Origin of the sequence: Methanosarcina soligelidi (genome assembly GCF_000744315.1) — an archaeon.
Lineage (GTDB): Archaea > Halobacteriota > Methanosarcinia > Methanosarcinales > Methanosarcinaceae > Methanosarcina > Methanosarcina mazei.
In genome coordinates, this window is the sequence record NZ_JQLR01000001.1 from 3,013,348 (window position 1) to 3,028,222 (window position 14,875).

The window sequence follows — 14,875 nt, forward strand, 5'->3', positions numbered from 1 at the left end:
AATTCTGCTAGATGTTTTGTGAACTTCTATGGCATTATTTAATAAATATCATTATTTTCAAAAAGTGAGAACAGACCAAAACAGGGTGGACATAAGGTATCGTTTGAACAATTTACAGATCCACTATCCAAATTTAGCTAACGTTCCACCAAGGTTTCTAATATATTTAATTTTAATTATAGTATTAATTGCAAAGAATTACACTTTATTTTAGAAAGAATCAAAAGCATGTGGTCATAGAAGAGATTGAGGGAGATCCTCTCCTTTTAGATGCAATACTTCTTTTTTAGTGTATTTTTTGCGAAAATAACTATGGATGATAGGGGGATATGGAATATGAAAAATTATTTATTAGTTATAATGCTCGGCATTTTGTTCGCTGTATTAACAGGAACTGCCCTTGCACAGGATATGGAAGCAAATGACTCAGAGGTAAATATCACAGAAGCGAACGACACAGAGGCTCTTCAACAGGCTTTAGAACAGGATGGATTCATCGTACAGGAAGGTGATCTGGCCTATTTTGATTTACTCAGGCTATTGGAGAAAGGAGTATTACCTTCTGCATATGGAAACAATCCTACCACAAAATATCTGATCTATTTTGTTCCACCGGCACCTGGTTATGAAGTAGAAGAACGAATTAATCAAATAACCAGTACGCTTGGAGTGAGCGGTAACACAACTCCTTTCTGGAACCTTGGTCCTGATGAGGCTGTTGTTTTCGTGGGAAGAACCCCGCCGGAATGCAGGTACTTCAGTTATGATTATATGTTAATGCACAGGACAATTGGGAATGAGAGGAGATGGATCTTTGCCAACGTAGTAGATACGATAAACAATCTGGTTATCAAAACTGAAGGAACGCCAGATGGAGAGCCTGGAAATCCATTCGATCAAAACACGGTAATAATCATTACTGCTGACAGAGGTATTGACCAGCGCGTCCGGGCCGCTGCCGAGTCTTCAGGATATTCGGACAATATAATAAATACCCAGGTTCTTCCCTCGGCCATGCTGAACATGGGAATGGAGAATGATTCAGATACATTTGCCTCATTTGTCCGCCCTGCCCTATTCAATGATACCCAGGATGAAGAGAATTACATCAATAATACACCTGCAACTATTTTCAGGATCACTCCCAACAACACTACGGAACTTGACCCGTATGATTATCCGGAACTGAGGGTCCGTGGAACCGGGCAAACAGAGTTTGAGCTTATGGATGATCTCGAAGAGCTAAGGGTTGCGATTCTCGAAAGATATAATGAATCGAATGCCACAGAGCTTCCGACCAGTCAGGCAGTTCCTGTAGGGAGTGATGCTATTCAGAGAGGAGTCAACGGCGTAGGTCCTACCAACGATGCAGCTTATCTATGGACAGCAAACCAGACTATCTCTTCGCCGACACCTCCTTTCTTTGACACTTCGGAATACTATCCTTTCATTCGAGACCCTGCAGTTACTCTGGGCAATGATTCCGACGAATTCATAATCGTCTATGGGGTTAACCATGCAGCCACAGGAAAGGCGACATACTCGAACTTCGCAGTATATGGAGCAGATGTGTGGAACGGCGTTAGAGCAATAACTGATGAGGATTTCAACGGATCTGCCGAGGAATACCTCCCTGACAATCCAAATGCGAAATACCTGTATGTCTACAAGCTCGCCAGGAACTGCAGCGAAGATGATCAGTACTGCTATGAGGTTCCTTATGGTCAAGGAGTTCACGGTATAGAGCTGGATCAACCACTTGTTATTACCTGGAGGGCCTACTTGGAAAACACAACAAGGACCGGACCAGCTTACTCGGAGATTGTGTATGACCGGGCTATAAAGTTCGACACAAATGATTCTGGTAACATGAGCTCCTAATGTTAAGTAAGTTCAAGCTTTGATTAAGAAATTCAAGCTCTGACTGAATGTGTTACTTCAACACATTCCTTATTTTTTGGCTATAACGTCAGAGCCTTATATTATTATACCTTCTTGCTATTTAGAAAGGTTAAAATGAATAATTTTCAGGTTTTAACTGGTTTTTAGGACTCTTCTTAAATTCAGGAAATCCATCTTTTTTGCATACTTCACGGGAAAGGCTGCTCTCCTTCGTCGAGCGTTGGATTTCCCTGGTTCTTAGAAAGCAGTATTTATATTTGACTGTTCTGGGGAATAATATGAAAATATACTTAAAATTTTTTAGGTGCTTTGGGTATTTCTGTACTTTATTTTAACAAAGTAAGAACAGGTGAAAGCAGTATGGGAATAAGGAATCATTCGAACAATCAACAGATCAACTATCCAAGTTTAGTTAATGTTCCACCAAGGTTTCTAATATATTTAATTATAATTATAGTATCCATTGTAAAGAATTACATTTCATTTTTAAGAAGTATCAAAATCATACATGCTTATAAAGTATTTAAAGAGATTCTTTCTTTTTAAATGCGATTCTTCTTTTTTAAATGCAATTCTTTGCGAGAATAAGTATAAATGATAGGGGGAAAAGTATACGAAAAATTATTTAGTAGTGATACTACTTGCCGTTTTGTTCACAATGTCAATAGGAACTGCCCTTGCACAGGATATGGAAATAAACGACACAGAGGTAAACGACACAGAGGTAGATGACACAGAGGCTTTTCAACAGGCTTTAGAACAGGATGGATTCATCGTACAGGAAGGTGACTTGGGATTTTTTGATTTTCTCAGGTTATATGAGGAAGGAGTAATGCCTTCTGCATACGGAAATAATCCCACCACAAAATATCTGATCTATTTTGTTCCACCGGCGCCTGGTTATGAAGTAGAAGAAGGAATTAATCAAATAACCAGTACGCTTGGAGTAAGTGAGAATACAACTCCTTTCTGGAATCTTGGTCCTGATGAGGCTGTTGTTTTCGTGGGAAGGACACCGCCTGAATGCAGGTACTTCAGCTACGAAAATTTTGTGATACACAGGACAATCGGGAACGAGAGGAGATGGATCTTTGCTACTTTAGCAGATACGATAAACAACCTGGTTATCAAAACCGAAGGGACTCCGGATGGGGCTTCTGGAAATCCTTTCAATCAAACCACAGTAATAATCGTTACTGCTGACAGAGGCATTGACCAGCGCATCCGGGCTGCTGCCGAGTCTGCAGGATATTCGGATAATATAATTAATACCCAGGTTCTTCCCTCTGTCATACTGAACCTGGGCGTGGAGAATGATTCAGATACATTTGCCTCATTTATCCGCCCGGCCCTGTTCAATGACACCCAGGCTGGTGAGAATTACATCAATAATTCAACCGGTACTGTTTTCAGGATTACTCCCAACGAAACTGTTGAACTTGACCCGTATGATTATCCGGAGCTAAGGGTTCGTGGAACCGGGCAAACAGAGTTTGACCTCATGGATGATCTCGAAGAGCTAAGGATTGCGATTCTTGACAAGTATAACGAATCAAATGCCACAGAGCTTCCAACCAGTCAGACAGTTCCTGTAGGGACTGATGCTATCCAGAGAGGTATAAATGTCCTGGGTCCAGCTAACGACGCGTGCTATCTCTGGACAGCAAACCAGAGTATCTCTTCGCCTACACCTCCTTTCTTTGACACCTCGCAGTACTATCCTTTCCTCAGAGACCCTGGAATTACTCTGGGCAACGATACAGATGAGTTCATAATTGTCTATGGGGTTAATCATGCAGCCACAGGAAAGGCGACGTACTCGAACTTTGTAATATACGGAGCAGATGCATGGAACGGTGTCAGAGCAATCACAGACGCAGATTTCAGTGGATCTGCTGAGGAATACCTCCCTGACAATCCCAATGCGAAATACCTGTATGTTTACAAGCTCGCCAGGAACTGCAGTGAGGATGATCAATACTGCTACGAAGTTCCTTATGGTCAGGGAGCTTATGGTATAGAACTGGATAAGCCTCTTTTCATTGCCTGGAGACTCTATATGGAAAACACTACAAAAACCGGCCCAGCTTACTCAGAAATCGTGTATGATAGGGCTATAAAGTTTGATCCAATGAGCTCTGGTAACATGAGCTCCTAATATTAAGCAAGTTCAAGCTCTGGATGAATGTGTTATTTCAACACATTCCTTATCTTTTTGGCTATAACGTCAGAGCCTTATATTATTATACCTTCTTGCTATTTAGAAAGGTTAAAATGAATAATTTTCAGGTTTTAACTGGTTTTTAGGACTCTTCTTAAATTCAGGAAATCCATCTTTTTTGCAGCTTTTACGGAAAAGCCACTCGCCTGCGTCGAGCGTGTAGTTGCCTGGGGCTTTAAAAAGCGATATTTTCAACATGGTTGTTGTTTGAAAAAAAGAATCAAAAAATTGCTTAACGGAAGCAAAAAAGTTGAAGGGATCAGAGAATAAAAATTCCCTGACCATTTAAGTTAGTAAACAATGACTCCAAACTGCATGGATGTCAGATCTGAGGTCTTCTGTCAATGATTCTCTTTGCCTTTCCTGCGGTCCTCTCTATGCTACCTTTCTCCAGCAGTTCGACGTTTGTGCGAATATTCAGGACAGCTTTAAGTTCGTGCTGTACATGGTCCTGGACGGCTTTTAAGTCTTTGAGGTCGCCGGTAAAGGCATTTTCTTCGAGTTCAACTTCGATTGTGAGTTCATCGAGCATGTGTTTGTTGCGGTCGAGGATCAACTGGAAGTGTTCGCCTACCTGCGGGATCTTTGAAATTACGTCCTGGATCTGGGAGGGGAAAACGTTAATCCCTCTGACTATAAGCATGTCGTCGGCCCTGCCGAGCAGGCGTGAGATCTTTGTGGTTGTCCTGCCGCAGTCGCATTCTGACTCGAGGAGTTTTGTCATGTCGCCTGTGCGGTATCTGATATTACAGAAGCCTTCTTTGTTGATTGAGGAAATGACAAGTTCGCCTTTTTCGCCTTCTGAAACCTGCTCTCCGTTTTCGTCAAGGACTTCTACAAGAAAGTTGTCGCTCCAGATGTGCAGACCGTCCTGTTCCTGGCATTCGAAGCCGACACCGGGCCCGAACATTTCGGATAAGCCGTAGCAGTCGTAGGCTTTGAGGTTGAGCCTTTTCTCAAGCTGCTTGCGGGTGTTTTCCGACCAGGGCTCGCCTCCAAAGATTGCTGCTTTTAAAGATAGCTTGTCTATAAGGTCGAGTTCTTCTGCGGTTTCTGCAAGGTAGAAAGCGTAGGAAGGAGTGCAGTGGACTGCTGTTACCCCGAAGTCAATCATCATCTCAAGCTGCCTGGCAGTGTTTCCTGTTGCTGCCGGCACGATCATCGCTCCCATCCTTTCAACTCCGTAGTGGAATCCGAGCCCGCCTGTAAAGAGGCCGTAGTTCATGGAGTTCTGGATCGTGTCGCCCTTTGAAAGGCCTATCATTGTGAGGCTGCGGGCGATAAGGTCTGACCATGTCTCTATGTCCTTTGCAGTATAACCGACAACCGTTGGTTTTCCACTTGTCCCTGAGGATGCATGAATGCGTACTATATCTTCTTTTTTTGCAGCAAAAAGGCCGAATGGATAATTGTCCCGAAGGTCTGTTTTGCGTGTGAAAGGCAGTTTACGGACATCATCGAGGGTTTTTATATCATCAGGAGTGACTCCGGCTGCTTTGAAATTCTGCCTGTAAAAAGGAACATTGTCATAGACCAGCTTTACGCTTTTCTGAAGGCGTTTCAGCTGCAATTTCTTCATTTCTTCGGGGTTCATTGTTTCGTATTTCGGCTGCCAGTATTTCATTAACAGAACCTTCTTTTGATTTGTGAAACCATTCTCAGGTCATAAGTTTTAATGCATGAATGCCATGTCTCTACATGTCATGCTATATTAATTAATCTTATCAGTAATATAAAATGTTTGGAAAAATCCTTCTTTACTGTAACCCTTCCCACATATAAATATTGTTGAGTGAATTTCTATATCTGGAAGGGAAGAAAATCTGATGGTTTAAATTCTACCCTTTGCACTAACCTTTTGTATGTCGATAGGTGAAAAAACGCAATTCTGGATATTTAGAAAATCTGTGTTTTTATTATAAGTTTCTGTTCTCATGAAATCCTCACTCTCACGGATCCACTTTTCACAGGCTGATAATTGTCAGACCAGTAAGGACTCTGAAAGGCTTCTGGAAGTCTCATGCTAAAATGTTTTTACTCAGTGTCATTTCATTCAAAAGAACTTCATGAGCATCCGGACCAGTTAAATTAATGGCTTTAAGACACTTGGATTCTGGCACAGAATAGCCATATTTGAGTATTGTATTTTAACCATATTTGAGTATTGTATTTTAGCCATATTTGAGTATTGTATTTTAGCCATTTTTTAAGCATTGTATTTACCATATACCTGAAATTTATAAAATTTTATAACTTGTGGATATTTCGTCAATTCTTACTGGAAATTAAGAGATTTAAGGACGCCCTGACTCGGAAGTCAACACATCAATAACCTCCTAACTCTCTCAATAATAAAGAAATTTCTCCAGATCCGTATACTCTATAACCTCCTCATAGTCCTTATTTTTTTGATTAAAACGGGGGAGGCTATTAATAAATGAATTTATACTGTTATCATGTTTTAGACGGGAAAATAAAGCATTATCAAGTTTTAAACTGGCATCTTAATTTTTATTTAATTTCTAGAAAATAAGTATGTTTATATGTTAATTTCTCCTGTAGTTTTTGAGTAATTTTATTCTGTTATTTTTGATTACGGGGCATCCCGGATCATGTGATGAAAAAAACAGGAGGGAAATAAACTGAAAAATAATAGAAAGTACATATGGAAAATGACACTGTCTGTTTTCGCCACATTGATGATTCTGGCTTTATTGTCTTCAGCAGCCTCTGCAGCACTTAATGTGTACAAAACTCCCCTTGGCGCAGGAACTCCCCCAGCAACACAACGTCTAACCGGTGGGGGTAATTACATTGATTATACGGCGGTACCAGCTTCGAGTACTGATTCACGAATAGTACAGTTCAAGGACCTGTCTAAAGGTACAGAGACATATATCAGGTGGGACTTTGGAGATGGGACTCATCTGGAAGGAACGAAAATTACCCCACAGCTAAAAAATCCGGTACACAAGTATGCAAAGAATGGTTATTATATTAGCTGTCTGACTATCAAGTGCACTGGTTACAACGGAAAGCTATGGGTTCATAAAACTATTGTTACTAAATAAATTTGAAAACGTCGTAAGTCGACTTGATTATAAGTTGACTTAACATTTTCAATTTTTACGACCACCTCAATATAATTTATAATAACTACCCCAATAACATTTTTCAAAAACGTTTCTTCAAAACCATTTCTTCAAAACCATTTCTTCAAAACCATTTCTTCAAAACCATTTCTTCAAAACCATTTCTCAATAATCCTTATTTTTTAGCTCTTTACCCAGGAATCTTTATGGGAATTTTCTACTATGGCTTACCTGACAGTCAAGATGAAATTTATGCTACTGCCAATGAGATTTACGTTGCCATCAGTATAATGTTTAAACTTTATGAGCATTGACCCGTATCAATCCTTCCATATCAATCATCCTGCACTTCGATTATCTTCTATCTCAATCAGTCCAGTTAATTGTCCTCACTTCCACTCTTTTTTGGGCACTATAGTAAACTTTTCATATTAGTGTGGAGATATTAGCTATTTAAATAAAATAAAGGGGATTGCTGGATTTGGTTTCTTCTAAAACTACACCTGTTTTTTCTCTGGTAGCATTTGCAGCTATTCACAGCCTGACTGCTAGCCTGCCCTTCAAACGCCTGGTCATGAAAGCTGCCGGTCCCTGGGCAGAAAAACTTTATCTGCCGGCATACAGTCTTGTTGCAGTTCTGACCATATTGCCGCTTGCTTATCATCTCTATAAAAACCCGGGGCGTATCCTCTATAAAATACCTTCTCCCTGGCGCTGGCTCATGGTCGGCGGACAGTTTATTGCAGGTATTCTTGCTCCCCTGGCTTTTTGGAATGCACCGCACAGGTTTAAAATACGCTCGCAGCTGTCCGGTCCGCAGGCTTCAGAAGAAGGTTCCCTGAAGATAAGGGGAATTTACAGGTGGGTAAGGGATCCCTTCCTGCTCTCGGGACTGATCGTAATGCTGCTCACTCCCTTTATGACCGTAAACCTTCTTATCGTATACCTTCTGACCACTGTTTACCTGTTCCTGGGATCTCTGCACTGGGAAACAAGGCTTGTGGCACAGTTCGGTGATGAGTATAGGGAATACCAGAAAAAGGTTCACAGAATTATTCCAGGATTAAAGGGAAGCGTTAAGAACCCGGGTGATAAAGCATCTGAGTAAAAACTTCTGAGTGATCGAATAATCCTCAGTTAATAAATCTTTTTTATATTAAAGTTAAATATAATTGAAACCTAATTTTACGTAAACCCCGAAAATACAATAACCATACCCAGGCGAAACCTGCAGGCTGGCGAAACTTATGATAAAAGCAGGCAGTTCTTTTTTTCACAATGGAAAACGCGGTATTATCGGTGCTGTAATCTTACTCAAAGGAGTGCTTTACGCGGTCACGGTTTCCCATTTATTCCAGGAAGAAGGAGACCGTCCGATAATTGATGGAAAGAAATTTACTGTCACGCGAATTCTGAAAGATCACGGTGTCGTCCTTATAGAGCTTCCTCCTTATACCCCGGTTAAAATCACGGAATTTGGCATCCCGGCTGAGCTGGAACTGGCTGAGCTTATCAATGATACCCGTACCATCCATTATTGCCGGGTAGCTAACTCCGGGGCTTCATTACTTTTTCTGGGATTCCAGTGCCACGATATGCCGGCTCCAGAGGATAGCGGCTCTCCTATCGTGCAGGGAGGAAAGGTAATAGGAATGATGTCTTCGGAAACACTGGACACCTGCATGGGAATGGCGGTTTCATCTAAAATTCTCCGCAGCCTGGAAGTATAACGAAAAATCAGTTCCAACCACGTTGATGAAAGCCAGATTTCAATTATCCAAAGTTGAATTAAATTATAAAATTCTTCATAGAAATCAAAATAAAATAGTTTCTATCGAACATCACAGCCTTTAATTATTATGAAGGATATTTCTTTTTCATGACAGGTCCTGTTTACTTTCTTTTCCCTCTCGTTTATATCGTCCTTAACGCAGTTTCTTTTGCCCTTTACGGGATGGATAAATACAAAGCAAGAAAGGAAAAATGGCGCATTTCGGAACAGAGCCTGTTGATAGCTGCATTTTTCGGTCCAATCGGAGCGTGGCTTGGAATGGTACAGTTCAGACACAAGACGCAGAAACCCCTGTTCAGGTACTCTGTGCCTGCGTTTATTGGAGTTCACCTTCTGCTGGTTCTCTGGATAAACCTGGTTTAAGTATAAAGGTTTCATAAAGTCAATTTTTCAAAATTTAGGGTGGAAATGCTCTTAAGGTATCTGTTTTTTAATACATTTAAAAGAGTTTAGAAGTAACTGATGTACAGCCTATCAAATATTGATAGAACGCTTCTTCAAAAACATAGCCTGTCAGTGATGTCAACTATTTCCCACTCACACGAGAACCGCAATAATCTTATTTTAGAAATCTCACCCCGTCAACGTTTGAGTTTTGGATAAGATCAAAAAGCATTGAGCTGATAATACTGGATTTTCATTTTAAAGCTTCTTTGTATTTTACCATGAAGAATAGGAGAATAAGATACGTTATATCCTGCACTCTTTAAAGAAAGTAATAAATTCACTTTACCATAAAACACCCTTTCACATTAGAAGCTAACTGAGATGGAGGATGAGTACAGGAGCGGGAAAATGCCAGTTTTTCGGGTGAATGGTTCAAAAAAGATAATTTCTTTTTTTCCAGCACTGCTAAAATTATGTGTTCTCAAGGTTGAGAGTTTATATAGTCTCACTTTCGGTGCCTGTCTCAACGCATGGGTAATATCTCAGTTCACCATAACTTCATTGTCTTGATCATCTTCCAGGTATACAAAAAAGGATTTATCTGATGATATTTTGGACTCTGCCAGGCAAAAAACTCGTTAGCGACGAATAACATTATTGCACATATGGACGAAAAAAACAATGCATTTACTGACATTTGTATTTCGACAGGCGACATTCTACCCGCTCCTTTTAACTTTTTCGTGATATTGAACGCAATGTGATAGTAACATCCTCTTTAGCAGTTTCGGTATATCTCAATTTATATTAAGTTATTGGTTTTTGTGTAAAAAGCCTGAGTTTTTATCTCAGAGTTTTTATGCTTCTCTCTATGGAATTAGAAGTTAACGGAAACTTCCATAGTCTTTAAATAATCCGGAAAAAGTTAATAATCCAAAAATCAGAGGCTTTATGTATTGCTTCATGTATTATTTGAGCTGCTCACCTGGACAACTCCTCTTCAACCTCCTTACTTCCTTCTTCAAGTTCCTGTTTTTGCTGCTCATCAAACCTGAGTAAAAGTGCCTGAAACTCCCCTATATGTGTTTTTTCTTCTTTTGCCACATCCAGAAGGACACGTTTTATATTTTCGTTTTGCGTAAGGGCAGCCATCTGCTCATAAAGATTTATGGCATCAATCTCGGCAACAATCCCGGCTCTGAGTATTTCCTTATCTATATCTTCTCCGGATATTTTCTTAAGGTCTACAGGAATTTTAGATAACAATTATTTACCCCCTGCTTATCGTATATGAAGATATAATCATAAGTAATTTTACTGAATTCGGAATTCGGCAGGCTTTTCAATTATTCCGGCTCTTCTGACTATGTTTAAAATGTGTTTTTAAGGCAGTATTTTCAGCTATAACTGATCCTGTAAATAACATTATTTTTATCATCCGACACGAGCAGAGCTCCGTCAGGCATTACGAGCACATCCACGGGCCTTCCCCAGGACGCAAGCCCCTGAAGCCAGCCGTCGGCAAAAGGCTCATAACTTACAGGAGTCCCGTTCTCAAGCCTGACAAGGGAAACCCTGTAGCCTATGGGAATTTTCCTGTTCCAGGAACCGTGCTCGGCAATAAAGATCTGATTCCTGTATTCTTCCGGGAACATGCTGCCATTGTAAAAGGTCATACCGAGTGCGGCCACATGCGGGCCCAGTTCAACCTCAGGCGCTGTAAACTCCGAGCAGTCCCGGAGTTCTCCGTATTCAGGGTCAGGGGTATCTTTCCCATGGCAGTATGGAAAGCCAAAATGCATCCCGGGCACGGGCGCCCTGTTGAGTTCATCCGGAGGCAGATCATCCCCCAGCCAGTCCCTGCCGTTGTCAGTAAACCACAGCTCTCCGGTTTCGGGGTTCCAGGCAAAACCTACCGTATTCCTTATCCCTCTTGCAAAAATCTCGGGCTGGCTCCCGTCAGGCTCCATACGCATAATCGTCCCATAGCGTTCCTCTTCCTCTTCGAGGTTGCAGACATTGCACGGCATACCGACAGGCACATACAGCTTTCCATCCGGTCCGAATTTTATGTATTTCCAGCCGTGCGACCTGTCTGCAGGGAAATCTCCTCTAACAACTACAGGGTCGGGAGGGTTTTCAAGTCTTGCTTCGATATCATCGTACCGGAGCACCCTTGAAATTTCGGCTACATAAAGTGAACCGTTCCTGAATGCCACCCCATTGGGCATATCCAGGCCCTCGGCAATTACGAGTACATCATCAGCTTTATTGTCTCCGTCCCGGTCGGTCATGGCATAGACTTTCCCGGCACCCCGGCTTCCTGCAAAAAGCGTTCCTTCCGGACTGAGAGCCATGGACCTCGCACCTTCAACACCTTCGGCATAATAATCAATGGAAAAACCCGGAGGAAGTCCGATACATTCAATGCCTGTCCCGTTATCCCCGCATTCGTTAATGGGCACGGTTCTCAGGACAGCATAAGCTGAAAAAATAAGTATGGCAAGAGCAAAAAAGCCAAGTATTATCCTTGTCCCTTTCATTTTCCCCTCCATTTTTACTTAAAGACCCCGTTGTTTGAGAGCTGCTGGTCTGAGAGCCATTGCAGTGCTGAGAAGTTCCTTTTCGGTTTCAGGGCTGGAATAACCCTCCCCTTTCCAGCAGATAACGCCCTCCTGATCCAGTAAAAAAACGTATGCTAGCTCTGTATTTTCCATTCCGAGAGCGTTCCGGTAGCCTGAATAGTCCCCGTAGAAAGTGACCACATTATCATGTTTTTCTACAGGTATTCCTCCTCTCATTCCGGAATCGATCATCAGGGAAAGGACCTTCCAGCCTTTATTTATCATGGGAACTTCGTAAACCGTAAACCTTCTATCTTTCCCGAACTCCTGCTCAAAAGGTCGAGCCCATGAATCTATCATGCTCTGCGCACTTCGAATAAAAGCAATACAGACGAGCGTTACTTTTCCTTTCACCTCTTCCGGAAGATGTACAACTCTCCCTGCAAGTGATTTTGATGTTATTTCAGGAAACGGCTGTCCGATTATATCTTTTGCAGCTTTTGAACTTCCCTGCCCTGCTTTGATGAAATCCCCCCAATTTTTAGCTGAAATTAAAGTTTGAATCCGTTCAAATGGTTCAGGTTAGTGCCCATATTATATAATTTGCTGTACTATAGAAATGCTTTTTCTGGCGAAATGCCTTTTCTGTAATTACTTTCTTTGCCTGTAACAACATAGAGCATGAAATATTTAGAGTAGGGGATCTATTCTATTATCTGTATTATACGGGATATGCGGGGTGTGCATTCATACGGATATGTGGGGTATGCATTCATACGGATATACGGGGTATGCATTCATACGGATATACGGGGTATGCATTCATTTACAATTGGGGGTTATTGGGCTGCAGCACCTTAATGGTAAGCTTCTGTGTCTGGTTCGCCAGAATTAGCCGCTGTTGTCTCTCTATCTGAATATGGATGCCTGTATCATACCTGTTAACTTTACATTTGCGGTGACGGTTAATGAAGATAAACAGTGCTCTGGCTTTAACGTCGGCTGTCTTTCTGACAGCATGGGTTGCAGGTTTTGTATCTGTTGTATTCCACTTTATTCCCGTTACAATACCTGATCCTGCAATTCGTTATTTGCCGGCATACGATCTTCTTTTCATCGCCATTATCGAGTTACTCAGCATTATCTCTGTTTCCGGCTCCGTGTTTTTCCTGCTGGAAGCCCGAAAAATACTGGCCAGGTGGTATCTGGCAGCCCCTCTGTGCATTTCCCTGGCTTTGCTGGTTATCGCGAATCTTCTTATCTGTTTTAACGGAAATACGCTTCTCGAAGGCCCCATAAGTACGTCAGAAACTCTCTGGCTTGTCTTACTGGCTTTGCTGTCCCCCTGTTCGTTACTACTTTTCCTGACCTCATACGGGCAGGATAGTTTAACAGAACTATACATCGTGGTCACATCTGCAACAAGTATTTTTTCTGCAATTTTTCTTTTTTCTGTACTGAAGGGATTATCCAGCCCGGGAAGTGTTCAGTCAATAATGCTGCCTCTGGCTTTTTACCTGAATATCCTGTTGCCGGCTACGGGAATATGTTATTTATCGAAAGCAACAATGTACGGAGTAAGTGACAATGAAGATGAAGACGGAGATGGAGACAAAGACTATTAAATTGACCTTTTAAAAGGGTTCAGGTAATATTTCAGCCCCTGAATAGAAATTATAGTTACATAAGCCTGAAAAATTCATTTCCCTGTCCCGAAATTAATACTTTCACCCTACTTCCTCAAGCCTTTTTTATCTGTTCTATTCTATCTTATGTGATGCCTGCCTCCAATCCCAAAAAGAACAGCTCTGAAAGGAGAATTGTCTTTCATGTAGACATGGACAGTTTTTTTGCGTCTGTAGAGGTAAGGGAGAGGCCGGAACTGAAAAATCTGCCCGTAATTGTGGGTTCTGACCCTAAAGGAGGTTCAGGAAGGGGAGTGGTAAGCACCTGCTCATACGCGGCAAGAAAGTATGGAATCCATTCTGCAATGCCGATCTCTCAGGCTTACAGGTTCTGCCCTGATGCTGTATTTTTGCCTGTGAACATGAAGCTCTATGCAGGGGTCTCAGCAGGGGTAATGGAAATTTTGCGGGGATTTGCAGAAAAGTTCCAGCAGGTCAGCGTTGATGAAGCCTATCTTATACCCGGTTCAGGGGTCAGGAATTTTGAAGAAGCCGCCCTTTATGCTTTAAGAATTAAGGACGAGGTACAGAGGCAGCAGAAGATCACATGTTCTGTCGGGGTTGGGCCGAACAGGCTTGTTTCAAAAATTGCTTCAGGCTTTCAGAAGCCTGACGGACTTACCGTTGTCAGGCCAGAAGATGTCAGAGATTTTCTTTTTCCACTGCCGGTTTCCAGAATTCCCGGAGTTGGAGAAAAGACAGAGGAAACTCTTAAAAAAATGGGGATAAACAGGGTGGAAGAGCTTGCAAACTGGGATGTACAGATGCTTTCCGAAAAGTTAGGAAAAATGGGGTTCAGGCTAAAACAGCTGGCAAACGGTCTCGACTTTGAAGAGCTTGTAGAAAAAGAAAGCGTAAAATCAATAAGCAGGCACGGAACTTTTGCGGAGGATACAGATGACCCTGTGAAAGTTTCCGGTTCCCTGGACCTTCTTATAGAGAGCGTGCACGGCTCTCTCATGAAGCACAGTTTTCTTTTTAAAACCGTAACCCTTACGGTCCGTTTTGAGGATTTTTCCATCTATACGCGGTCAAGAACCCTTTCTATCTGGACTTCGGACGTTTTTGTGATTAAAAGGACAGCAATGCAGCTTTTGTCGGAATTTACAGGCAGGCGAAAGTTCAGGCTTGTAGGTGTCGGGGTTACTAAACTCAGGGAAAGAGATGAAAGGCAGACTTTGATTACAGATTTTCCTTAATTTCCTGTTCGGGTCCGGAAAGTTCCTGGATTT

General features: G+C 41.8%; 13 protein-coding genes. 9 read left to right on the forward strand and 4 right to left on the reverse strand.

Annotated features, from left to right (window positions below; all coding sequences use genetic code 11):
• Positions 1–411 precede the first annotated feature (411 nt).
• Both M886_RS13005 and M886_RS13010 read left to right on the forward strand, forming a co-directional pair.
• Positions 412–1,881 carry a hypothetical protein gene (locus M886_RS13005; protein ID WP_084685137.1) on the forward strand — a complete coding sequence of 490 codons (1,470 nt, stop codon included), beginning with the start codon at positions 412–414 and terminating at the stop codon, positions 1,879–1,881.
• Positions 1,882–2,560: 679 nt separating this feature from the next.
• Positions 2,561–4,060, forward strand: coding sequence for a hypothetical protein (locus M886_RS13010; protein ID WP_053228898.1), 1,500 nt, complete (start codon positions 2,561–2,563; stop codon positions 4,058–4,060).
• A 385-nt stretch (positions 4,061–4,445) separates the two neighbouring features.
• On the opposite strand, the gene M886_RS13020 is transcribed toward M886_RS13010, so the two are convergent.
• Entirely contained in the window at positions 4,446–5,747 is a 1,302-nt protein-coding gene (locus M886_RS13020; protein WP_048051300.1) for a phenylacetate--CoA ligase family protein, read from the reverse strand.
• A 1,048-nt stretch (positions 5,748–6,795) separates the two neighbouring features.
• Between M886_RS13020 and M886_RS13025 the strand changes: the two genes are divergently transcribed.
• The 4 genes from M886_RS13025 (at position 6,796) to M886_RS13040 (ending at position 9,370) form a co-directional block, all read left to right on the forward strand.
• The gene (locus M886_RS13025; RefSeq protein WP_048037367.1) at positions 6,796–7,194 is read left to right on the forward strand and encodes a PKD domain-containing protein; all 399 of its coding nucleotides are present in this window, start codon (positions 6,796–6,798) and stop codon (positions 7,192–7,194) included.
• Positions 7,195–7,696: 502 nt separating this feature from the next.
• The gene (locus M886_RS13030; protein ID WP_048051301.1) at positions 7,697–8,323 is read left to right on the forward strand and encodes a methyltransferase family protein; all 627 of its coding nucleotides are present in this window, start codon (positions 7,697–7,699) and stop codon (positions 8,321–8,323) included.
• 139 nt (positions 8,324–8,462) lie between these two features.
• Positions 8,463–8,945, forward strand: a complete 483-nt coding sequence (locus tag M886_RS13035; protein ID WP_048051302.1) for a hypothetical protein — start codon at positions 8,463–8,465, stop codon at positions 8,943–8,945.
• A 149-nt stretch (positions 8,946–9,094) separates the two neighbouring features.
• Positions 9,095–9,370 carry a DUF1294 domain-containing protein gene (locus M886_RS13040; RefSeq protein ID WP_048051303.1) on the forward strand — a complete coding sequence of 92 codons (276 nt, stop codon included), beginning with the start codon at positions 9,095–9,097 and terminating at the stop codon, positions 9,368–9,370.
• A gap of 1,005 nt (positions 9,371–10,375) precedes the next feature.
• On the opposite strand, the gene M886_RS13045 is transcribed toward M886_RS13040, so the two are convergent.
• The 3 genes from M886_RS13045 to M886_RS13055 form a co-directional block, all read right to left on the reverse strand.
• Positions 10,376–10,660 (reverse strand): ferritin family protein, encoded by a 285-nt coding sequence (locus M886_RS13045; RefSeq protein ID WP_048051304.1) that lies wholly within the window; start codon positions 10,658–10,660, stop codon positions 10,376–10,378.
• Between the two features lie 131 nt (positions 10,661–10,791).
• Positions 10,792–11,937 carry a PQQ-dependent sugar dehydrogenase gene (locus M886_RS13050; protein WP_048051745.1) on the reverse strand — a complete coding sequence of 382 codons (1,146 nt, stop codon included), beginning with the start codon at positions 11,935–11,937 and terminating at the stop codon, positions 10,792–10,794.
• Positions 11,938–11,955: 18 nt separating this feature from the next.
• On the reverse strand, positions 11,956–12,372 hold the full coding sequence (locus tag M886_RS13055) for a mitochondrial ATPase complex subunit ATP10 (RefSeq protein WP_235203960.1): 417 nt from the start codon (positions 12,370–12,372) through the stop codon (positions 11,956–11,958).
• Here M886_RS13055 and M886_RS19195 point away from each other — a divergent pair.
• The 3 genes from M886_RS19195 to dinB all read left to right on the forward strand — a co-directional run bounded on the left by M886_RS19195 (position 12,317) and on the right by dinB (position 14,842).
• On the forward strand, positions 12,317–12,520 hold the full coding sequence (locus tag M886_RS19195) for a hypothetical protein (RefSeq protein ID WP_048044891.1): 204 nt from the start codon (positions 12,317–12,319) through the stop codon (positions 12,518–12,520). The two genes, M886_RS13055 and M886_RS19195, sit on opposite strands and share 56 nt — an antisense overlap.
• Positions 12,521–12,926: 406 nt before the next feature.
• Entirely contained in the window at positions 12,927–13,583 is a 657-nt protein-coding gene (locus tag M886_RS13065; protein ID WP_048051306.1) for a hypothetical protein, read from the forward strand.
• A 149-nt stretch (positions 13,584–13,732) separates the two neighbouring features.
• Positions 13,733–14,842: a DNA polymerase IV gene (dinB, locus tag M886_RS13070; protein WP_048051307.1), complete on the forward strand. Its 1,110-nt coding sequence runs from the start codon at positions 13,733–13,735 to the stop codon at positions 14,840–14,842.
• The last annotated feature ends 33 nt before the right edge of the window (positions 14,843–14,875 follow it).

Excerpts from the sequence above, each read along its gene's own strand:
- M886_RS13065 (WP_048051306.1), top strand. The coding sequence starts at position 12,927 with ATGAAGATAAACAGTGCTCTGGCTTTAACGTCGGCTGTCTTTCTGACA.
- M886_RS13005 (WP_084685137.1), top strand. The coding sequence starts at position 412 with ATGGAAGCAAATGACTCAGAGGTAAATATCACAGAAGCGAACGACACA.
- M886_RS19195 (WP_048044891.1), top strand. The coding sequence starts at position 12,317 with ATGCTCTGCGCACTTCGAATAAAAGCAATACAGACGAGCGTTACTTTT.
- M886_RS13020 (WP_048051300.1), bottom strand. The coding sequence starts at position 5,747 with ATGAAATACTGGCAGCCGAAATACGAAACAATGAACCCCGAAGAAATG.
- M886_RS13010 (WP_053228898.1), top strand. The coding sequence starts at position 2,561 with ATGTCAATAGGAACTGCCCTTGCACAGGATATGGAAATAAACGACACA.
- M886_RS13035 (WP_048051302.1), top strand. The coding sequence starts at position 8,463 with ATGATAAAAGCAGGCAGTTCTTTTTTTCACAATGGAAAACGCGGTATT.
- M886_RS13025 (WP_048037367.1), top strand. The coding sequence starts at position 6,796 with ATGACACTGTCTGTTTTCGCCACATTGATGATTCTGGCTTTATTGTCT.
- M886_RS13050 (WP_048051745.1), bottom strand. The coding sequence starts at position 11,937 with ATGAAAGGGACAAGGATAATACTTGGCTTTTTTGCTCTTGCCATACTT.
- M886_RS13040 (WP_048051303.1), top strand. The coding sequence starts at position 9,095 with ATGACAGGTCCTGTTTACTTTCTTTTCCCTCTCGTTTATATCGTCCTT.